Source organism: Haloterrigena alkaliphila (assembly GCF_017352155.2).
GTDB classification, from domain to species: Archaea; Halobacteriota; Halobacteria; order Halobacteriales; family Natrialbaceae; genus Haloterrigena; species Haloterrigena alkaliphila.
The window spans coordinates 291,775-312,493 of the sequence record NZ_CP071462.1; the positions used below are offsets into that span (position 1 = coordinate 291,775).

The 20,719-nt window shown below is 66.2% G+C and carries 15 protein-coding genes; 9 read left to right on the top strand and 6 right to left on the bottom strand.

Annotated features, from left to right (window positions below):
- Positions 1-153 precede the first annotated feature (153 nt).
- Together J0X25_RS20225 and J0X25_RS20230 are read left to right on the top strand one after the other, a co-directional pair.
- Complete coding sequence (locus tag J0X25_RS20225; protein ID WP_207289255.1) at positions 154-3,132, top strand: oligosaccharyl transferase, archaeosortase A system-associated; 2,979 nt, start codon at positions 154-156, stop codon at positions 3,130-3,132.
- A 234-nt stretch (positions 3,133-3,366) separates the two neighbouring features.
- Positions 3,367-4,293 carry a DUF368 domain-containing protein gene (locus J0X25_RS20230; protein WP_207289256.1) on the top strand — a complete coding sequence of 309 codons (927 nt, stop codon included), beginning with the start codon at positions 3,367-3,369 and terminating at the stop codon, positions 4,291-4,293.
- Between the two features lie 45 nt (positions 4,294-4,338).
- On the opposite strand, the gene J0X25_RS20235 is transcribed toward J0X25_RS20230, so the two are convergent.
- From J0X25_RS20235 to glpA, 4 genes are all read right to left on the bottom strand, one after another.
- Positions 4,339-5,547: a Cdc6/Cdc18 family protein gene (locus J0X25_RS20235; RefSeq protein ID WP_207289257.1), complete on the bottom strand. Its 1,209-nt coding sequence runs from the start codon at positions 5,545-5,547 to the stop codon at positions 4,339-4,341.
- Complete coding sequence (locus J0X25_RS20240) at positions 5,548-6,894, bottom strand: anaerobic glycerol-3-phosphate dehydrogenase subunit C (protein ID WP_207289258.1); 1,347 nt, start codon at positions 6,892-6,894, stop codon at positions 5,548-5,550.
- Positions 6,895-6,970: 76 nt separating this feature from the next.
- On the bottom strand, positions 6,971-8,329 hold the full coding sequence (gene glpB, locus J0X25_RS20245) for a glycerol-3-phosphate dehydrogenase subunit GlpB (protein ID WP_207289259.1): 1,359 nt from the start codon (positions 8,327-8,329) through the stop codon (positions 6,971-6,973).
- A gap of 1 nt (position 8,330) precedes the next feature.
- The gene (gene glpA, locus J0X25_RS20250; RefSeq protein ID WP_207289260.1) at positions 8,331-10,007 is read right to left on the bottom strand and encodes an anaerobic glycerol-3-phosphate dehydrogenase subunit GlpA; all 1,677 of its coding nucleotides are present in this window, start codon (positions 10,005-10,007) and stop codon (positions 8,331-8,333) included.
- A 308-nt stretch (positions 10,008-10,315) separates the two neighbouring features.
- Between glpA and glpK the strand changes: the two genes are divergently transcribed.
- The 6 genes from glpK (at position 10,316) to J0X25_RS20280 (ending at position 17,306) form a co-directional block, all read left to right on the top strand.
- Positions 10,316-11,857 carry a glycerol kinase GlpK gene (gene glpK / locus J0X25_RS20255; RefSeq protein ID WP_207289261.1) on the top strand — a complete coding sequence of 514 codons (1,542 nt, stop codon included), beginning with the start codon at positions 10,316-10,318 and terminating at the stop codon, positions 11,855-11,857.
- A gap of 3 nt (positions 11,858-11,860) precedes the next feature.
- Complete coding sequence (locus J0X25_RS20260; protein ID WP_207289262.1) at positions 11,861-12,934, top strand: DUF7973 family transport facilitator; 1,074 nt, start codon at positions 11,861-11,863, stop codon at positions 12,932-12,934.
- A gap of 249 nt (positions 12,935-13,183) precedes the next feature.
- A complete protein-coding gene (locus J0X25_RS20265) occupies positions 13,184-14,407 on the top strand; it encodes a cyclase family protein (RefSeq protein ID WP_207289263.1) in 1,224 nt (407 codons plus the stop codon).
- A 74-nt stretch (positions 14,408-14,481) separates the two neighbouring features.
- Positions 14,482-15,165, top strand: a complete 684-nt coding sequence (locus J0X25_RS20270) for an HAD-IIB family hydrolase (protein WP_207289264.1) — start codon at positions 14,482-14,484, stop codon at positions 15,163-15,165.
- Between the two features lie 124 nt (positions 15,166-15,289).
- Positions 15,290-15,484: a cold-shock protein gene (locus J0X25_RS20275; protein WP_207289265.1), complete on the top strand. Its 195-nt coding sequence runs from the start codon at positions 15,290-15,292 to the stop codon at positions 15,482-15,484.
- Positions 15,485-15,638: 154 nt separating this feature from the next.
- Entirely contained in the window at positions 15,639-17,306 is a 1,668-nt protein-coding gene (locus J0X25_RS20280; protein WP_207289266.1) for a tRNA uridine(34) 5-carboxymethylaminomethyl modification radical SAM/GNAT enzyme Elp3, read from the top strand.
- Positions 17,307-17,383: 77 nt separating this feature from the next.
- Here the strand turns inward: J0X25_RS20280 and J0X25_RS20285 are convergent, their stop codons facing one another.
- Positions 17,384-18,637, bottom strand: coding sequence for an RNA-guided endonuclease InsQ/TnpB family protein (locus J0X25_RS20285; protein ID WP_207289267.1), 1,254 nt, complete (start codon positions 18,635-18,637; stop codon positions 17,384-17,386).
- Positions 18,638-19,209: 572 nt separating this feature from the next.
- Here J0X25_RS20285 and tenA point away from each other — a divergent pair.
- Positions 19,210-19,869: a thiaminase II gene (gene tenA / locus J0X25_RS20290; RefSeq protein ID WP_207289268.1), complete on the top strand. Its 660-nt coding sequence runs from the start codon at positions 19,210-19,212 to the stop codon at positions 19,867-19,869.
- A 66-nt stretch (positions 19,870-19,935) separates the two neighbouring features.
- On the opposite strand, the gene J0X25_RS20295 is transcribed toward tenA, so the two are convergent.
- Entirely contained in the window at positions 19,936-20,574 is a 639-nt protein-coding gene (locus tag J0X25_RS20295) for a hypothetical protein (protein WP_207289269.1), read from the bottom strand.
- Positions 20,575-20,719 lie beyond the last annotated feature (145 nt).

Consider the following 20,719-nt stretch of genomic DNA (forward strand, 5'->3'; position numbering starts at 1 on the left):
TTTTCCTTCGCACACCGACGGCCGTAGCGGGTCCGCCGGCGATAGTTCTTCGAGATCTGAGATTCACGGCTACGTGGCTGCTAGGGGCGGGGATATCAAGATCCGGCCGGTAGATGACAAGGCTTATTCTCCACTTGTGTCTGGTGCAACCTAATGAGCACGGATACCGAACGCGTCGAGGAGGGGACCGAGACGTCCTCGTCGGTCCTCGAGACGTTCCGCGACTGGTATCACCTCCCCCTGATCGGGGTCGTGATGCTGTTCATGTTCTGGGTGCGAACCCAGGCGTACGACCGATTCGTCACCGACGACGGGGCACCCGCCCTCGCCGGCGTCGACTCGTGGTACCACTGGCGAACGATCCGGTGGACCTCGGAGAACTACCCGAACACGATGCCGTACGAGGTGTGGACCGGGTTCCCGGAGGGGAACTACGTCGGTCAGTTCGGCACGCTGTTCGACCAGCTCATCGTCACCGTGGCGATGATCGTGGGGCTCGGCGATCCGTCACCGGAGACGCTCTACACGGTCGCACTGCTGATGATTCCCGCAATGGCTGCACTCGTGGCGATCCCGGTCTTCTACGCGGGTCGGCGCCTCGGCGGCACGCTCGGCGGTATCGTCTCCGTGATAATCCTCGCGCTCGCGAAGGGACAGTTCTTGTCCCGATCGACGGTCGGCCAGCTCGACCACCACGTCGGCGAGGTGCTGTTCATGGCGATCGCCGTCGTCGCGATGATGGTCGCGCTCTCCGTCGCCGAACGCGAACAGCCGATCTACGAACTGGTCGTCGACAGGGACTGGGACGCCCTTCGGACGTCGACCATCTACAGCGTTCTCGCTGGACTCGCGCTCACGCTCTACATCTGGGTCTGGCCCTCGGCGGTCCTCCTGGTCGGGATCTTCGGGGTCTTCTTCGCCGTGCAACTCTGTCTGGACTACGCCCGCGGGATCTCCCCGGACCACGTCGCGTTCGTCGGTGCGGTGAGTCTCGGCGTGACTGCCGTCCTGACTCTCCTCCTGATGGAACAACCCGGCAGTACGAGCCCGACGAGCCTCGGGCTGCTCCAGCCGATCGCCGCCTTCCTCGTGGCCGTCGGCTGCATCTTCATGGCCTGGTTCGCCCGCCAATGGAACGGTCGTGATCTCGATCGACGGTACTATCCCGTCGCCATCGGCGGCCTCATCGCCGCGGCGCTGCTGGCGATGTGGCTTCTCCTCCCCAGCCTGTTCGATTCGATCGTCGGGAACGCGACGCAACGCATGCTCCCAATCGGCGAGACGGCGACCGACCTCACGATCGCCGAAGCGCAGCCGCCGGAGGACTTCTTCGAGAGCGTCTTCAACGAATTCGGCAGCGCGTTCTACACGATGCTCGCCGGAATCGCCTTCCTTGCGATCCGACCACTCTTCGGCCGTAAATTCCGCGCCGAGCACACCCTCGTCATCGTCTGGTCCCTGTTCCTGATCAGCATGGCGGCGACGCAGGTTCGCTTCTCGTACTACCTCGTCCTGGCGATCGCAGTCGTCAACGCCGCGTTCGTCGCGGAGTTCGTCCGACTCTTCAATCTAGATCTCACGGCGAGCCTCGAGTCGATTCGAAGGATCGAGACCTACCAGGTTATCGTCCTCTTCCTCGTCGTGATCCTGCTGTTCGCACCGCTGCTCCCGCCGATCGCGGCCGGCGGGACGACCAGTTGGGATCAGGCTGAAAGAACCGGTCCGTCCAGCGACGCCATGCTCTGGGAGGGATCGAACCAGTGGCTCGCCAACAACACGCCCGAGCCGGGTAACTGGGGCGAGCACGAAAACGCCGATCAACTCGAGTACTTCGGGACGTACCAGCCGCCCGCCGATAGCAACTACAACTATCCGGAGGGCGCCTACGGCGTGATGTCGTGGTGGGACTACGGCCATCTGATAACGACCCAGGCCGAGCGGATCCCCCACGCGAACCCGTTCCAGCAGAACGCCCGATCCGCCTCGGCGTTCCTGACGGCCGAGTCCGAGGAGCGCGGCGAACTGGTGCTCGACACCATCGCCGCCGGCGAGAACCCGGCCGACAAGTCCACCGAGGAACTCGAGTCGCTATCCGAAGACGCCACACAAGAGGAGATGCGGTACGTGATGATCGACTACGCGATGGCCGGCGGGAAGTTCTCCCCGATCACCGCGTGGTCCGGGCCGAACTACGCACACTACGTGACGCCGCAGGACCACGAGGCGGGGGAGCCGCTCAACATCGACGACTATCAGAATAGCTCCGGCTCCCTCCCGTACCACGACACGATGCTGGCGCAGCTGTACCTCGACGACGCGGACGGCCTCGAGCAGTACCGGCTCGTCCACGAGAACGGCGAGGCCGGGACCGCGACCATCGTGACCTACGCGCAGCTGTACAACCCCAACGCCATCCAGGGAGAGGCCGCACAGCAACTGCAGGAACTGGGCTACGAGGCGGGCGACATCATCTACTACCAGAACGGCGAGTTCGCCGCGCCTGGTGAGGGTCGGCCGTCGATCTCGACCCGGCAACTCGGCTTCCAGCAGATTCAGCGCATCCAGCAGAATCCGACCCAGCAGATCCTGAGCGGCCAGCGTGCCACGGCGCTGAAGACGTTCGAACGCGTCGAGGGCGCGACGCTGACCGGCACCGTCGACGACGAGGCCGGCGTGCTCGGGAACGACACCGCGGCCACCGTCGAGGTCGAACTCGAGACGAACGCCGGTCGGACGTTCAACTACACGCAGGAGGCCGAGCTCGGAGACGACGGCGGCTTCGAGGTGACCGTGCCGTACGCGACGACCGACGAACTCGGCGTCGACGACGGCTACACGAACAGCGCCGTCGAAGCGACCGGCGAGTACAACGTGACCGTCGGCGAACCGGGCGAGACCGGCTACGAAGCGGGAACAGAGGTCCCCGAGACCGCAGTGGTTCAGGGCGACACGATCACCGTCGACGGCTTCGAGCAGACCGAACTCGAGGACCCCAACGAGGGAGACGGAAACGGGACCGGTGGCAACGAGACCGACACCGGATCGGACGGCGGCAACGAGACTGGCGGCAACGAAACCAACGACAGCACTTCTGACACGGGTTCGGACGGCGCCCAGGCCGAAGATAACTGACCGCGACTATCGGGTATCGTCGACCCGTTCGTCTCGGTCGATCCGGGTGACCCGGTCGATTCTCGAGCCCGATCCGGCCTACTCGAGCCCGATCCGACCTACTCGAGCCCGATCCGACCTACTCGAGCCGGGTCTAACATACTCGAATCGAATCCAGTAGGCCCGGCCCGAGTCCGCTGCAGCGACCTACGAAAGTGAGAACGCTTTTGCCGTCGTCCGAAATACCTCCGGACGATGCGGGAGTTTCTCTCCGTGTATCTCAAGGGGTTCTCGATGGGGGCGGCCGACGTCGTCCCCGGCGTATCGGGCGGAACGATCGCGCTCATCGTCGGCATCTACGATCGACTGATCCGGGCGATTACGGCCATCGACCCCCGGGCCTTTCGACCAGCGTTACACCCCACCGATCCCGACGCGCGAGCGCGGCTTCGGACGGAACTCGAGCGAATGGATATCCCGTTCCTGCTGGCACTGGGACTGGGTGTCGGGACGGCGATCGTCGTTCTCTCTCAGCTCATGCACGAGGCGGCGACGACGTACCCGGTGGCGACGTACGGGTTCTTCTTCGGACTGATCGCGGCGTCGGCGGTCGTCCTCTACGGCGAGGTCGGCCGGTGGACGGGCGGCCGCGTGGCGCTCTCGGTCGGCGCGATCGCAGTCGCGTTCGTGATCTCAGGGGCGGCCGCGGGTGACGTCCCGCACGGGCTTCCGATCGTCCTCGTCGCCGGCGCGATCGCGATCTGTGCGATGATCCTCCCGGGCGTCTCGGGCGCGTTCTTCCTCCTGATCCTCGGCCAGTACGAGTACATGACCGGCACGCTGAGCGGATTCGTCGACGGACTCGTCGGCCTGCTCGACGGCGGCACGCTGGCGCCCGTGATCGAGACCGGGACGGTCGTCGCCGTCTTCTGCACCGGCGCCGTCGTCGGCCTGTTCACGATGGCCCACGCAGTGGGGTACGCCCTCGAGCACTACCGAGCCGCGACGCTGGCCGCGCTGGTGAGCCTGATGGTCGGCGCGTTGCGACTGCCCGTCGAGCGGGTCTGGACGAACCTCGGCGAGACGGCCATCGGGACGCCGAGCGTCGCCGTCGCGACGGCGCTGGTCGGTGCCGGCGCCGTCCTGCTCGTCAACTGGTACACGGACGACCTCGAGTACTGAGCGTCGATTCCGGTCGCCCAATTCAGTTCTCGGTCTCGAGCGGACTCACGATTTCGTGCCGCTCTCGCCGGTTTCGTCGGCGCCACTCGCCTCCGTCTCGTCCGCACTCGGACTCAGCGCGCGGAACGCGATCGTCGGGAACCGCGGGACGACGGCGCTTGGCCGGCGACCGCTCCCCGACGCCTCGAGCGGGATCCGTTCGACGATGCCGCTGTCGGCGAGTTCGTAGAGGAATCGTTTGACCGTCCCCGCGGTCAGCGACGATCGGTCGGCGATCGAGGTCGCGAGCTCGCGAATCGGCCTGTCGGTCGCGTCGACGGCGACGAGACCGCGCAGAACGCGCTGGCGCGTCTCCGGGAGCGCGAGAACGCGGTCGAGGTGGACGCCGTCCTCGGGGACGTCGGCCCGCGCGCGCTCGAGGTGGGTGGCGTCGATCCGCTCGCTGCCGTCGGCGCTCGCGAGCACGGCGGCGCCGAACAGGGCCGCGAGCGCGTCGTGCGCGTTGCCGTCGGCCCACCCCGCCAGCTCCCGGATCGACTCGTGGTCGAGCGCGCCGGCGGCCAGTCCCGTCGACGCGCGCTCGGTGATCACGTCGACGAGTTCGTGACGGCGATAGGGCGGAACGGGGACCGTCGGCTGGTCGTCGGTCCAGTCCTCGGGGACGGTCCGGCCGACCGCCACGGTCGACACGTGATCGGCGACCGGCTCGAGGAGCTCGCGGCCCCGCGCGTACGAGAGCGTGTCGGGTTCGTCGTGGTGGTCGACGGCGACGACCGCGCGGTGGGACGGATGGCCGAGACAGTCCCGGAGTCGGTCGCGGATGTCGTCGGTGCCGACGCCCCGCTCGGGGACGGGATCGGGCGAAAGCACCGAGAGGACGGCCCGGTAGAAGGCGAACGCGCTCTCGACGCGGCGGCCGTCGACGTAGACGAACCAGGTCGTCGGCTCGCCGCTCCCGGCGCGGGTCGTCGTCCCGATCGTCCCGGTCGACTCCCCGAGTCGCTCGTTCAACGCGTCGAAGATCGCCGTGACGATCGCCGACGTGCCCGTTCCCGCGGGGCCGACCACGGCGACCGGCGGCGGCAATTCGCCGTCGAACACCGGCTCGAGGGCGTCCAGAACCTGCTCCAGCACGGGCCCGCGGCCGACCGGCTCCCCGGGGTGGACGACCGGACTGAGGTAGTCGCGGTCGACGACGATCTCCCGACCCTGTCGTGCCGACCGTCGGCGGGCGATGCGCTCCTGCAGGTCCATCTACCCCGCCCCCTGTCGTCGCTCCGTCGCGTCTGCGTCCCCTACCAGCGCCGCCTCGAGGACCTCGAGCGTGTGCGTGATCTCGTAGCCGGTGCCGTGTTCCATCTGCATCGAGCAGGTCGGACACTCCGTCAGCCCCCGCTCGGCGTCGGCCGCCGCCATGTGCTCGAACATCTCCTCGCCGATCTTCATCGACGTCTCGTACTTCTCGGCCTTCCAGCCGTAGGTGCCGGAGATCCCCGAACAGGAGTCGCCGACGTCGTGGGCCTCGACCCCGTCGATCGCGTCCATCAGTTCGATCGTCTGTCCGTCGAGTCCCTGGTTACGTGAATGGCACGGTGCGTGGTAGGCGAACGACTCGCCCGCCAGCGAGGTCCCCTCGAGTTCGGCCTCGAGGTCCTCGTGGACCCGGAGGTACTCGACGGCGTCCCAGGTGTTCGCGGCGACGTCCTCGGTGTCCTCGAAGTCGAACAGTTCGGGGTACTCCTGGCGCAGCGACATCGAACAGGAACTGCAGGAGGCGACGACGTCGGCGCCGTCCTCGATCGCGGCGGCGAGTTCCTCGACGTTCGTCTCGGCGGCCCGGCGCGCGTCCTCGAGCATGCCGTTGGCGAACATCGGCGTCCCCGAGCAGTCCTGATCGGGGACCATGACCTCGTAGCCGAAGTGCTCGTAGACCCGCACGAGCGCCTTCGCGACCTCGGGGGTGTTGTAGTTGGCGTAGCAGCCGTGGAAGTAGGCGACGCGCTTATTCGGGTTCTCGATCTTCGCGCCACCTCGTTCGGTCCACCACTCCCGGAACGTCTCCGTCGCGAACTCGGGGAAGTCGCGCTCGCTCGTGATCCCCAGAACCTTCTCGCCAATCCACTTCGTGACGGAGAGCCCCATCACGAAGTTGGCCGTCCGCGGGAACGCCGCCGCGAGCGGCGCGAGTCGCCGGTAGTTCGCGAGGATCCGATTGCGGACGTACTCGCGGGAGCGTTTGTCCATGTTCTCCTCGACGTACTCCCCGCGTGCGGTGTTGTGCATCTGCGAGAGGGGGACCTCGGAGGGGCAGGCGCTGTCGCAGCGCATGCAGTTCGAGCACTTCATCACCGAGTCGTCGATGTCGTGGTCGTTTTGGCGCTTGAGCCGCCACTGCTCGGGCCCCTGGAACTTCGGCCCGGGGAACTCGTCGTCGACCTCGGCGACGGGACAGTTGGTATCGCAGGTCGAGCACTTGTAGCAGTTGTCCGCGCCCGGCCGGAGGTCCATCTCTTCGGCCTCGGGGAACACCCGGACGGGTTCGAACTCCTCGTCTTCCGCGCCCGGTACGTGGTCGTCGGTCGGTCGTTCTGCGTCGCTCATGAAATCACTCGTGTCGGTCGTCGCGTCTCAAAACTCGCGCTCGAGTCGCTCGGTCGCCGATGCGCGCTCGAGTCGCTCATTCGTCCACCTCCTCGGCGGCCCGCCGGCCGGCGACGTAGCCCGTCGCGAGCGAGACGCCGCCGCCGGACTTCTCGGCCGCGAAGTCGTAGCCGCCCAGTACCGCACCCGCGGCGCGCAGGTTCGCGAACTCGGGTTCGTCGCGGGCGTCGAGCGGGCGGAGCTCGCGGTCGGGCGCGAGGCCGAAGCGCGCGTAAGGCTGCTCGCCGAAGACGTCGTCGACGAACCAGTCGTAGCGGTCCTCGGCGTGGGGGACGTGGCAGTCGAAGATCGGCTCGAACACCCGCTCGCGCTCAGAACGGACGCCCTTGCCGACCAGCCCGCCCGTCGCGAGGACGTACTGGTCGGCGCGGTGGGGGATCTCGGTGCCGTTCCGGTCGACGACGACGCGGTCGATGCGGTCGCCGACGCCGCCGCCGTCGGCCGCCGTTCCCGCACCCGCCGAGCCTGCGCCCGCGGCGTCGGCCATCTCGTAATCGACCACCGGCACCCCCGACGTGACGCGGACGCCCGCGTCCTCGAGCGCCCCGTAGAGCAGGTCTTCGAGCCGTATCCCGGGGAGGCTCGGCGGCCCCATCGGGACCTCGAAGACGTCGGCGCCGAGCGCGTCCGCGAGCGCGGTGCGGACCTCGGCCGCGCGTTCGTCGCCCAGTACCGCTGGAAAACCGACGCGGGGTTCGCCCTCGAGGTGCTGGCGGACCGTCGTCGCGAGCGCCTCGCGCGCGCCGGTCTCGCCCGCGCCCGTCGTCACCGTCTCGTCGCGGTCGAGCAGGTGCGCGTAGCGGGTCACCTTCGCGTCGTCGCGCACGATGCCGGGGAACGGAATCGTAACCCCTCGGGCCGAAAACGGTGCGCCCGCGGCCTCGAGGTGGGCCGCGGCCAGCGGCGCCTCGAAGTCCGGCAGCGTCTCGAAGCCGACCAGTAGCGCGTCCCGGTCGTCGCTGGCCAGTCCCTCGGCCGTCGAGACGGGGTAGCGCGCGGTTGGCTTGACGGTGCCGCGGTGGGTCGGAACCAACGCGTTCCGGTCGGTGTGGTCGCCGGCGTAGGCGTCACCCGCGATGTCGTCGAAGAACGCGAGCGCCTCGCGAACGGCCTCGCTCCCGACGCGCTCGTAGGGATGGCCCTCGGGGAGGTCCGCGAGCGCGTCGAACGGATCGACGAGCGGTCCCTCGGCCTTGCCGTCGCTCGCGGGTGCGTACCCCAGCACGTCGATCAGGCCGCTGGCGTGGCGCAGCGTGCTCTGTTTGTACGTCACCAGCCGCACGCGGACGTCGCGCCCGGCGTCGGCGGCCGCGAGCGCCGCGGTCGCGCCCGCGAGTCCGCCGCCGATCACGAGGACGTCATCTTCGATGGCCATCTCAGGCCCCTCCGTCGAACGCGTCGAACTCGATCTCGGCCGATTCGTCGTCGTCCGCCGGATCGCGATCGCGGTTCATCGTCGTCGCGTGCAGCGTGTAGTTGAGCATCGCCTGCGAGAGCTGTTCGCCCCACAGGGCGTGGCGCTGGCCCTTCCAGCGCTCTTCGAAGAGTTCGTCCAGCGCCGCGCGGACCGTCTCCTCGTCGTACTCGGGGTGGAGTTCGTTGGCCATATTCTGGCAGCAGAAGCCGCCCTGACAGTTACCCATCGAGGCCCGCGTGCGGATGCGGACCGCGTTCAGGTCCGATCCTGACTGCTCGATCGCGTCCCGGACTTCCGCACGCGTCACGCCCTCGCACTGACAGAGCACGGGGTTCGCCTCGCTCGTCTCGAGCACCTCGCTCGCCCGACTCCCGAGTCGCTGCTTGCTCCGGCGCGCGACCGGCGAGCGGAGGCCGAAGTCGTCCATGCCAGCCTCGAGCGTTTCGATATTCTCGCTGCCGGGCAGCGGTTCGTCGGCCGTGGCACACGACGCGCTCACGCCCAACTTCTCGCAGACGTGGTTCGAGATCTCCTCGGCCATCGCCCGGTAGGTGGTAAACTTGCCGCCGACGATGCTCGAGATGCCGGAGACGCCGTCGCGCTCGGCGTGGTCGAGCAGGAAGAAGTCCCGCGTGATGTCGGTAGGGTCCTGCGTGCCAGTGCCAGGCGGTTCGTACAGCGGGCGGACACCCCAGAACGAGCGAATCGTCCGGGCCTCTTCAAGGATCGGCACCAGTTCCGAGAGGGTGTCGATCATCTGGTCGACCTCCCACTGCTCCTCGGGGTAGTCGTCGGGGTCCGAGACCTCCTCGTCGGTCGTTCCGAGGATCGCCGTCGTCTCGTGGGGGACGACGATATCGGCGTCGCCCTTCGGCCGACAGCGGTTGATCACGGTGTCGACCTGCCGGACGTTCATGATCGTCATCACGCCCTTGGAGGGGCGGACCTCGACCTCGAGGTCGGCCATCGCCCCGATCTGGCCGGCCCACGCGCCCGTCGCGTTGACGACGTACTCGGCGGTGATCTCCTCGGTGGTCCCCGCGGCTTCGTGCGTTCGCTTGCCGGGGCCCGACTCGTGGCGGACTGCGACGCCGTAGACGTCGTCGCCCTCGCGCAGGAGGTCGACCACCTCGGCGTGGGTCTCGACGCGCGCGCCGTGGTTCTCGGCGTCGAGAGCGTTCGCGACGCAGAGCCGGAACGGGTCGACCGCGCCGTCGGGGACCTCGATCGCCCGCTTCACGTCTTTCGCGAGGTAGGGTTCCATCTCGCGGGCCTCTCGCCCCGAGAGGACGCGCGCGGGAATCCCGCAGTCGCGACAGCCCTCGAGTTTCTCCCGAAAGTACTGGTCGGAGTCCTCGGGCCGCTGGACGAACAGGCCGCCGGTCAACTCGACGCAGTGGCCGGCGATCTCCCGGAGGATCTCGTTCTCCTCGATACACTCCGTCGCGCTGGCCCGGTCCGAGACGGCGTAGCGGCCGCCGCTGTGGAGGAGTCCGTGCATGCGACCGGTCGTGCCGTCGGTCAGATTGCCCCGTTCGACGAGGGTCACGTCGAGGCCGCGCATCGCCAGATCGCGCGCGATGCCACAGCCGGTCGAACCACCTCCGAGAACGAGGACCTCGGTGTCCGTTGCCATCCCTTCGTTCGTACCTCTTGCTCCCGGTTCTTTATTTTATCGGCGCTTCCCGAATAGCCATAACAATCGGATACGATTCCGATTTTCGATCGGTTATTTCGTTACCATTCGATCGTCAGTATCGAGCGGGAGTCGTGGGTAGCCGTCGAAATACCGGCCTACTCCGGATAATGGAGCGGATACTGATATAATAATTACTAGTGTAGTATTATGAGTTCGGCAAATTTTATAATGATCGTAGGAATTGTTTACCAGTATCACGCGACCGTCAGTAAAGACGCCGCGTGGACACAGAGGGGTGACCACCAGTGACAGAATCCACGTACGTCGGTGCGGTAGACCAAGGGACGACCGGCACGCGATTCATCGTGTTCGATCACGGCGGCCAGGTCGTCGCGAACGCCTACGAAAAGCACGAACAGATCTATCCCGAACCCGGCTGGGTCGAGCACGACCCGATGGAGATCTGGGAGAACACCAAGGCCGTCATCACGCAGGCGCTGGGTCAGGCGGGGATCGGTCCCGACCAGCTCGAGGCCATCGGCGTGACCAACCAGCGGGAGACGACCCTGCTATGGGACGCCGACACCGGGGAGCCGGTCCACAACGCCATCGTCTGGCAGGACCGGCGGACGACCGACCGCGTCGAGCAACTCGAGGCGGACGAACTGGTCGAGACCATCCGCGACAAGACCGGGCTCGAGGCCGACGCCTACTTCTCGGCGACGAAAGCCGAGTGGCTGCTCGACAACGCCGATCCGATCAAACTCGAGCGCTCCCGCCCGCAGGACATCCGCGACCGCGCGGCGGAGGGCGAGGTCCTGTTCGGGACCATCGACTCGTGGTTGATCTACAACCTCACGGGCGAGCACATTACGGAGGTCACGAACGCCTCGCGGACGATGCTGTACAACATCCACGACCTCGCGTGGGACGACGACCTCCTCGCGGAGTTCTCGATTCCCGAGGCGATGTTGCCCGAGGTCCGCCCCTCGAGCGACGACGCGACCTACGGATCGACCGATCCGGAGGGGTTCCTCGAGGCCGAGATCCCCGTCGCGGGCGCGCTGGGCGACCAGCAGGCCGCGCTGTTCGGCCAGACCTGTTTCGACGCCGGCGACGCGAAGAACACCTACGGCACCGGTTCGTTCTTCCTGATGAACACCGGCAGCGAGGCCGTCACGAGCGACCACGGCCTGCTGACGACGATCGGGTTCCAGAAGTCGGGCGAGGACGTCCAGTACGCCCTCGAGGGCTCGATCTTCGTCACCGGCGCGGCCATCGAGTGGCTCGAGGACCTCTCGCTGATCGACGACCCCGCGGAGACCGCCGAACTCGCCCGCAGCGTCGACTCGACGGACGGCGTCTACGTCGTCCCCGCCTTCACCGGGCTGGGCGCGCCCCACTGGGACCAGCGCGCCCGCGGCACCATCGTCGGGATGACGCGGGGCACCCGGAAGGAACACATCGTCCGCGCGACCCTCGAGTCGATCGCTTACCAGACCCGCGACGTCGCGGAGGCGATGGAGGCCGACTCGGGCATCGAGATGACGAGCCTCAAGGTCGACGGCGGCGCGGTCAAGAACAACTACCTCTGTCAGCTCCAGTCGGACATCATCGGCTCGGATATCGTCCGCCCGGTCGTCGACGAGACGACCGCGCTCGGGTCCGCCTACGCGGCGGGGCTGGCCGTCGGCTACTGGGACGACGTCGACAGCCTGCGGGACAACTGGCAGGTCGACCGCGAGTTCGAACCGGAAATGGACGCCGCGCGGGCCGACGAGCGGTACGGGCGCTGGACGGAGGCCGTCGACCGATCGCTCGACTGGGCGCGGGACAGCGAGGAGTGAACCATGTACGGGACGCTCCTTCAGGTTCCGGTCATCGGCATGGAGTTCGAGGCGTTCGCCGTCCTGCTCATCGCCGCCCTCGCCGGCGGCGCGTTCGGCGCGGCGCTCGGCGCGCTGCCCTCGTTCGTCTTCACGGGGTTCGTCGTCTTCCTCGGCGAGGGTATCGCCGTCCTCGAGGGCGAACTCGGCGGCCTCGATGCCGCCGGCGCCGGCGACATCGCGACCGGCATCACCGGAACGATCGGTTTCGGCGCGGTCACCGGCCCCCACATCGCCTTCGCCGGCGGCGTCGCCGCGACGGCCTACGCGGGACGGAAGTACCCCGAGATGGAACCCGACGACTGGGACTACCACTTCGGGAAGAACATCCTCTACGCGTTCGGCACCAAACCCGACATCCTCGCTGTCGGGGCGCTGTTCGGCGTGCTCGGGATGCTCATCACGCGGGTAATGGCCGGCATCGGCTTCCCGACGGACAACATCGCGCTCTCGGTCGTCGCGACGGCCTTCCTCGCCCGACTCGCGTTCGGCTACCCGCTCGTCGGTCGGGTCGGCGGCTCGAGCATCCTCGACATGTCCCCCTTCGAGCGCGAGGAGACGCGCGTGGCAGCCGACGGCGGCACCGAGACCGAACGGCTGGCGACCGAGCCCTGGCTCCCTCACCAGTACGAGTGGTCCGGCGTCACCGCTATCGGCATCGTCGGCGGAATCCTCGGCGGCTTCATCTGGCTCGAGACCGGGAGCATCTTCATGGGCTACGCCATCTCGGCGATGAGCCTGCTGTTCCTCAACCTCGGCGTCGAGAAGATCCCCGTGACCCACCACATCACGCTGCTGGGGTCGACGGGTGCCGTGATCGCGGCGGCAGCCGTCGGGAGCGACCCCATCGTGTTGCTCGTCGCGGGCGCGTTCGGCGCGATCGCCGGCCTCCTCGGTGAACTCTCCCAGCGCGTGTTCTACTCGCACTCCGGGACGCACGTCGACCCGCCGGCGATGGCCATCGCGGCGTTCATGTTCGTGCTCGGCGTCCTGTATCTTGCCGGGCTCCTGCCCAACGCGGGCTATCTCGGCCTCTGATTCATCTGAATTTTAACTCTCGAATAAAATAATGTAACTATCATATTCGGGCCGATCCGACAACGCTCGAGATGTTCTCGCGGCCCCGTTTCGAGATCCGGCGTTTCATCATCTGATGTTACTAATTAGATGGTTTATACCATCACTCGAGCGTCAAGCTCGTCATAAGTGTACTGCCCCGGTTCACCACGTGTAGCGACCGACCGAATTTATCCCTCACAGTCTCGATCATTGGTAGCACGTACCACAATGGAAGAACACGATCACGATTCGGATGCGGGCATCGATCGACGGAACTTCGTACGGGGTTGCGGGGCGGCCGCGGCCATCGCCGCCGCCGGGCTGAGCGTCGACTCCGTCGCCGCGATGGAGTCGAACCTCGACGCGCTCCTCGCGGATCTACCGGACAACTGGGGTCGGTGGGGCGAGGACGACGAACTCGGCGCGCTCAATCTGTTGGGAAGCGAGGAGGCGTACGCGGGGATGGAGGCGGCGATGAAACGAGGGCCGAAGGGGATCGAACGATTCACTCTCCAGACCCCGATGACCGGCGAGGCGGTCGACGCCCTCGTCGACGAGGAGACCGACGCGCCGACGAGGGATACCGGCGATCCGATGTTCCCCGGGCGAACGCCGGCCCGTCGCGACAACGCTGCGGATGCGCGGACCGCCGAACCCTACCCGGGCGGCATGAAGTTCTCCGACGACCGGTTCGTCACGGAGTTCTTCCTCCACGGGACGACCCACATGGACGCCCTCGGCCACGGCTGGTACGGCAACGAGGTGTACAACGGCCGCGACGAGGCGGTCACGGCAGCGCCGAAGGAGTTCGACCGGCCGGTCCCCGGCTGCGTCGACGGGGAGGCCGGCAACGTCCAGGAGACGCACGGCCACTCGGCCGTCGACGTCTCCCCGCTGGCCGACGCCGGCGTCGCGGGTCGCGGCGTCCTGCTCGACGTCGGCCGGGCGTGCGGCGACGACCGCGGATGGCTCGACCTCGGCGCGGAAGTGACCCTCGAAGACATGAAAGCGACCGCCGAGGCACAGGGGGTCGAACTCCGAGAGCGCGACGTCGTCCTGCTCCGGACTGGATCGATCGAACGCGTCGCCGACCCCGAGGCGGAGTGGGATCCGATGAACGAGCCCGGCCTGGTCTTCAGCGAGGACCTGATCCGCTGGGTCCACGACATGGAGATCCCGATGATCGGCGCTGATAACGTCGCCGTCGAGAAGGTGACCCAGACCGTCGGCGACCACACGTTCGTCCTCCCGCTGCACGGCGCGCTCCTGCGGGATCTGGGCGTCTCGCTCAACGAGATCCTGTGGCTCGAGGAACTCGCGTCCCAGTGCGCCGACGACGGGATCTACGACTTCCTGCTGACGTCGGCACCGCTGCACGTCGAGCGGGCGACCGGCGGCCCGGTCAACCCCGTCGTCCTCAAGGCGACGAAACCGAAGAAGAAGCGATACTGATCGCGGTTCTCCTCGAGTCCGGGCGGATCCCACCGACCCGACCGTTTTAGGAGCAGGCTCGCACATCTCTCGGTATGACCGCCGATCCGCCGCTGGTTCTCGATATCGACGGGACGCTCACCCGCCCCGAGGGGTGGGGCATCGATCCGCGCGTGTTCGATCCGATCCGCGCGTGGGACGCGCCGGTCGTGATCGCGACCGGGAAGGCCTTCCCGTACCCCGTCGCGCTCTGCCATTTCATCGGCGTCCCGGAACTCGTCGTCGCCGAGAACGGCGGGGTCGTCTACACCGGCGACGACGTCTTCGTCACGGCCGACCGCGAGGCCGCGCAGGCCGTCCTCGAGGCGTACCGCGCCGCCGGCTACGAGACCGGCTGGGGGCCCGAAAACACCGTGAACCGCTGGCGCGAGACCGAGATCGCGGTGAATCTCGAGCAGCCGATCGAACCGCTGCGCGAGATCGCCGCCGACCACGGCCTCGAGGTGATCGACACCGGCTACGCCTACCACGTCAAGGACGCCGCGCCGAACAAGGGCGACGGCGTCGAGCGGATCGCCGAGCACGTCGATATCGACCTCGAGCGGGCCGTCGCCGTCGGCGACTCGGTCAACGACGTCTCGACGTTCGAGGCCGTCGGCCGGAGCTTCGCCGTCGCCAACGCCGACGAGACCGCGAAGGCGGCCGCCGACGAGGTGCTCGAGGACGTCCACGCCGACGGGACGCTGGCGGTCCTCGAGCGCGTTCGCGGGTCCGCGTAGCCGCGCTCGAGCGGTGAACTGCACTTGGGATCGACGAACTCGAGCGCCACACGCGATTCGATCCACTCGTGGTACCGTGACCCTCGGAAGCGTTATCCGTGTACCACCCCTCCCTTTGGTCGTAATGGCAAACGGTACGGTTGATTTCTTCAACAACACAGGCGGCTACGGATTCATCGAGACTGACGACGCGGACGAGGACGTTTTCTTCCACATGGAGGACGTCGGCGGCCCGGACCTCGAAGAGGGACAGGACATCGACTTCGACATCGAGCAGGCCCCCAAGGGTCCCCGAGCGACGAACGTCGTTCGGAACTAATACCGACGTCCCCGTCGCCGTTCGGCGACGGTGATCGCGGTCCAGTTTTTGATTTATCGCTACACCCCGAAGAGTCGTCGCTGGGCCTCGAGCGGCCGGACGATCGGTCGCGAGTCCGACACGCTTATTCGCCGGCGGCGACTGATTCCGCGTAGTGAGTACCGAGACGCCCGAATCCGATCCGACCGAGACCGACGCGTTCGAGCGCGTCTGCGAGACGCTCGTCGACCGGATCCTCGCGGGCGAAATCGAGCGCGACGAAGTCGAGAAGGCCAAACTCGAGGCCTGTTCGGAGCACTCGGCGCCGAAGGTGCCGAAGAACTCCGAACTGCTGGACTACGCGCCACAGGAGCGCCGCGAGGAACTCGAGGAGGTCCTCCGGCGCAAGCCCGTCCGAACCGCCTCGGGGGTCTCGCCGGTCGCGATCATGACCTCGCCCGAGCGGTGTCCCCACGGGAAGTGCCTCTACTGTCCCGGCGGCCCCGACTCGGAGTTCTCCTCCTCCCAGAGCTACACGGGCGAGGAGCCCGCAGCGGCCCGCGGGGTCCAGAACGATTACGATCCCTACGGGCAGGTCACCCTGCGTCTCGAGCAGTTGCGCGAGATCGGTCATCCCGTCGACAAGGTCGAACTGATTCTGATGGGCGGCACGATGACCGCCCGGAGCCACGACTACCAGGAGTGGTTCGTCAAGCGCGCCCTCGAGGCGATGAACGACTTCGACGTGGACAAGCAGCCCGAACCCGCCGAGGGGGTCAGCTTCGCGCAGGACCCAGAGGAGTACGAGTGGCGGTACCTCGAGGACGTCATCGCCGAAAACGAGACCGCGGACGTGCGCAACATCGGGACGACCTTCGAAACCAAACCGGACTGGTGCGACCCAGAGCAGATCGACCGCATGCTCGATCTGGGCGGGACGAAAGTCGAGGTCGGCGTCCAGACCACCTACGAGCGCATCAACCGTGAGATGCACCGCGGCCACGGCGTTCAGGAGTCGATGGACGCGAACCGGCGCCTGCGCGACTCGGCGTTCAAGGTCGGCTTCCACATGATGCCCGGCCAGCCCGGCATGTCGAAGGAGATGTGTCTCGAGGACTTCCGGCGAATTTTCGAGAAAGAGGCGTGGAAGCCCGACTACCTGAAGATCTACCCGATGCTGATCGTCCGCGGGACGGCGACCTACGACTGGTGGCACGAGGGCGAGTTCGACCCGCTGGGTAACGAGGAGGCCGCGGACCTGATCGCCGAGATCAAGGACATGATCCCGCGCTACACGCGCCTCCAGCGCGTCCAGCGGGACATCCCCGCGGACTACATCGACGCCGGCGTCTGGAAGTCCAACCTCCGGCAACTCGCCCGCCAGCGGATGGACGACCACGACTGGACCTGCGAGTGCGTCCGCTGTCGCGAGGCCGGGATGAACGACGAGGAGCCGGAGAACGTCGAACTCGACGTGATGAGCTACGACGCCTGCGGCGGCACTGAGCACTTCATCTCCTTCGAAGACTTCGACAAGGACCTGCTGGTCGGCTTCTGCCGGCTTCGGTTCCCGAAGGATCCGGTGCGACCGGAACTCGAGAACGCCGCGCTCCTGCGCGAACTGCACGTCTACGGGAGCGAAGTGTCGGTCGGCGGGGAGGGCGAACTGGATCAACACCAGCACCGCGGCTACGGCCGCCGGCTGATGGAGCGCGCCGAGGCACTCGCCGCCGACGCCGGCTACGACAAACTCAGCGTCATCTCCGGCATCGGCGCCCGGGAATACTACCGGGAGAAACTCGGCTACCATCAGGACGGCCCGTACGTCAGCAAGCGCCTGTAAACTACCCCACCCTACTTCGCTCACCTCATACGAGGTTCACTCGTTGAGGGAGAGGCTTTGATGTGGACTCCCGGCAATCAATCCCCAGCAATCGGCTGGTAACTCTCACCGTTCACCGTCCCACCATTCAAACGCACGTCTACTGGTGCGTCTCCGTTCCCCGACTTGGGCGAGGAACGGAGTCTGTATTGCCGTTTCCGAGCGTATCGTAGTCCGATGTTCTTCGCGCCGTTGTAATCCGCATTGACCTCATAACCACACCTCTGGCAGCAGAACTGTTCACCGTGGCGGTTGTCCGGGTGCGTAAACCCACAATCTGTCCGAAAACACCGTTGAGACGTATGGTTCGGTTCAACCTTTTCCACGGAAACGCCTCGGTTCGGAGCCTTGTACTCGACGTACTCGTACAATCGTCGGAACGCCCATACGTGGTGCCACTTCGCGTTCGGAATCTCTTCTCGAATGTCCGTCAAGTCCTCGAACACGATCACGTCGCATTCGTGTTCGACAGCTTCCATGACGATCTCGTTAGCGGCTGTATGAATGTACTGTTTCCGCCACGCTTCTTCGCGCTTGCCGAGTCGAAGCAAGGCGTTGTGTGCGGCTTGCGTCCCGCGCTGTTGCATCTCTCCACGTCGCTTCTCGAACTCACGGCACCAATGATCGTATTCATCGCCCTGCCAGAATGTACCGGTTGAAGCCACTGCGAGACTGTTAACGCCGAGATCGATACCGAGGACTGTTTGGTGCTCAGTATCTTCCGAAACCTCGGACTCCTCATCAGAATCGCTGCCGTGTTTTCGGGTTGTGATGTGGAAGTAGAACTCGTCGCTCACCTTGTCGTATTGTAACGTACTCGTTCGGAGCTCGTACTCCTCAGAGAGAACATACTGTTCGTAAGGTGTCGGACTATCCGCCGGGAGTTCGAAGTCACACTCGACGCGCCCACTGATAGTCGAAAGGGAAACGCGATTTCGGTAGAACGTCGCGCTTCGCTTATCGTAGACCATGCTCCATGAGGTGAACTCCGGTTGGCTCACTCGATTGTCTTTCTTCCACCGTTCGACGCAGCCTTTCGTCGCTTGAACAGCGCGTCGAATGGCCTCTTGAACTAGGTTGGCGGTGAGGTCGGTTTCCTCTCGCAGTTCCGTGTAGAGTGCGTCTCTCGCGATTGCGTTCGTGGAGATACAGTTCGTGTAGGAGTTGTCGTCCCAACAGAACTCGGCGGCACGGTTCGCACAGTAGAGGAACTGCTCGGCAGTTTCGTGGAGGTCGTCGCGGTTTTCATCGGGAACGATGAGTTTGACCGGCGCAGTTCGACGCACCTCCATATTTCAGATCACCACTCGATGGTACTTATAAGTCCGCGAGTCAAGTGGCTGCTATCGTGTAGTTACGTCGTCCTTCGTCAGTTTCCTCTCCGACCTACTCACTCGTGTTACTCGTTCCTTGAGGTCGGAGGCTTCACCTCGAATTATGCTGAGTCGCCGCGACGGGAGTCTCGAATCACCTGCGCCCGGCTTTTCGCCCGCTAAACTACATCACATCTGACTGTCTGAGAAGTAAAATAACGTACCTATTCAGAAAATTTATCATAATCGTTCGGGAAGGATAGTCCGCCGACATTCGTCGGCACCGTTGTCATCACTCCCCAGACCGACAGCGGCACACCGAGTTGCCTCTCACCCAACACGCCGGTGTCTGCTCCCTGAACCGCTCGTTCCCCACCGAGCGACCGACGCCGGCGTGATATCCCCTTTCGACGCAATCAGCGACGGCCACGTCTCGAGAACGAATCCATCCGAGCAGTGCCGAGCCGAACGCTCGAGTCCCGATCGATCCGGGTGCCGTCGCGTTTATCAAACACGTATAAGATCGAGCGCACCGTCGGATGCGAGCGACGATGGCCTTCAGCGATCAGTTACTCGAGGACGGCGAGCAGATCTGGGCGGCACAGCGAGAGCATCCGTTCGTCCGCGAACTCGCGGCGGGGACGCTGGACGAGGCGGCGTTTCAGCACTGGCTGAAACAGGACTACCGCTACCTGCTCGATTACGCGCGAGTGTTCTCGATCGCCGGGACGAAGGCCCGCGACGAGGAGACGATGACCCACCTGCTGGGGGTCGCCCACGAGGTGCTCGACCGCGAGATGGACCTCCATCGGGAGTTCGCCGCCGACTACGGCATCTCGCGGGCGGACCTCGAGGGCGTCGAGAAGGCGCCGACCTGCGTCGCCTACACGAACTTCCTCGTGCGGACGGCCTACGAAGGCACCATCGCCGAAATCGCGGCGGCGCTGTACCCGTGCATGCAGGGATATCTCGACGTAGCCGACCACATGGCCGACCTCGCCGAGGAGGAACACCGGTACACGCCCTTCATCGAGCTGTACACGGGCGGGGAGTTCCGCGAGGCGACGGCCTGGTGTCGCGAGTTCGTCGACGAGTGCGGAGAGCGCTATCCCGGGGAGCACGCGGCGATGCGCGAGGCGTTCCGCACGAGCGCCAAACTCGAGTACCGATTCTGGGAGATGGCGTATACGCTCGAGGGATGGGACCTGTGAGCGCGTCCGCTCTGTGTGCGAGTCCGAGCCGTGGTGAGTCCCCTGGGCGACGTCGTCCCGGACTCGTCAGTCGACCGTGACCTCGAGTTCCAGAATCCCCAGATACGGCGGTGCGCCGCCGCCGCTCTGTCGCAACTCGGTCGCGCTCGAGCCGATGTAGTCGTAGAACTCGGCGGGCGTCTGGGGGATCACGGGCGTCCCGTCGTCGCGTTTGAGGTACGCGGGGGCGTCGGTGCCCTCGATGCGGGCGACCCGCTCCTCCCAGTCGCTGCCCGAGTAGAGGAAGACGCCGAAGGAGAACCGGCCCGCCCCGAGGGCGTCGATCTTCGAGTCGAACGTCGCGGCCTCCTCGGTCTTGTACTCCTCGTCGCTGACCCACGCCAGGGCGGCCACGTCGTCGGTCTGGAGCAGGTAGAGGTCCCAGCCCAGCTGGGCGTCGAACACCGCCCACGTGTTGCGCGGCCCGATCGTGTCGACTTCGAGACTGAACGCGGGGCGGCCCCGCTGGGGCTCGTGGACGAACGTGGCGTCGTAGCCGGGCGCTCGGATTCCGCGGTCGTGGTAGACGATCCCGTCGACGGGAATGTCCACGTCGAGGTTGGCGACGATCTCCCGGACGGAGAAGGCCCCCTCGTCCTCGAGGTGATCGACGAACGTGGGGAACCGCGAGACGGTCTGCCACGGGCGGTCGTCGGGCCGACTCACGGTCTGGACACCTCGCCGAGCGCTCGTCGTCGGTCGTGGCCCCAGTTGCGGAGGGGCCCAGTCCGGCTCCGCCACCGCGTCCCGATGTCGACAGCGTCTGTCATACGTCCACGGAGGGCCGCGTGCCGGATTAGGCTTTCCGACT

Excerpts from the sequence above, each read along its gene's own strand:
- glpB (WP_207289259.1), bottom strand. The coding sequence starts at position 8,329 with ATGGCCATCGAAGATGACGTCCTCGTGATCGGCGGCGGACTCGCGGGC.
- glpA (WP_207289260.1), bottom strand. The coding sequence starts at position 10,007 with ATGGCAACGGACACCGAGGTCCTCGTTCTCGGAGGTGGTTCGACCGGC.
- tenA (WP_207289268.1), top strand. The coding sequence starts at position 19,210 with ATGGCCTTCAGCGATCAGTTACTCGAGGACGGCGAGCAGATCTGGGCG.
- J0X25_RS20275 (WP_207289265.1), top strand. The coding sequence starts at position 15,290 with ATGGCAAACGGTACGGTTGATTTCTTCAACAACACAGGCGGCTACGGA.
- J0X25_RS20235 (WP_207289257.1), bottom strand. The coding sequence starts at position 5,547 with ATGGACCTGCAGGAGCGCATCGCCCGCCGACGGTCGGCACGACAGGGT.
- J0X25_RS20230 (WP_207289256.1), top strand. The coding sequence starts at position 3,367 with ATGCGGGAGTTTCTCTCCGTGTATCTCAAGGGGTTCTCGATGGGGGCG.
- J0X25_RS20265 (WP_207289263.1), top strand. The coding sequence starts at position 13,184 with ATGGAAGAACACGATCACGATTCGGATGCGGGCATCGATCGACGGAAC.
- J0X25_RS20270 (WP_207289264.1), top strand. The coding sequence starts at position 14,482 with ATGACCGCCGATCCGCCGCTGGTTCTCGATATCGACGGGACGCTCACC.
- J0X25_RS20225 (WP_207289255.1), top strand. The coding sequence starts at position 154 with ATGAGCACGGATACCGAACGCGTCGAGGAGGGGACCGAGACGTCCTCG.
- J0X25_RS20285 (WP_207289267.1), bottom strand. The coding sequence starts at position 18,637 with ATGGAGGTGCGTCGAACTGCGCCGGTCAAACTCATCGTTCCCGATGAA.
- J0X25_RS20260 (WP_207289262.1), top strand. The coding sequence starts at position 11,861 with ATGTACGGGACGCTCCTTCAGGTTCCGGTCATCGGCATGGAGTTCGAG.
- J0X25_RS20240 (WP_207289258.1), bottom strand. The coding sequence starts at position 6,894 with ATGAGCGACGCAGAACGACCGACCGACGACCACGTACCGGGCGCGGAA.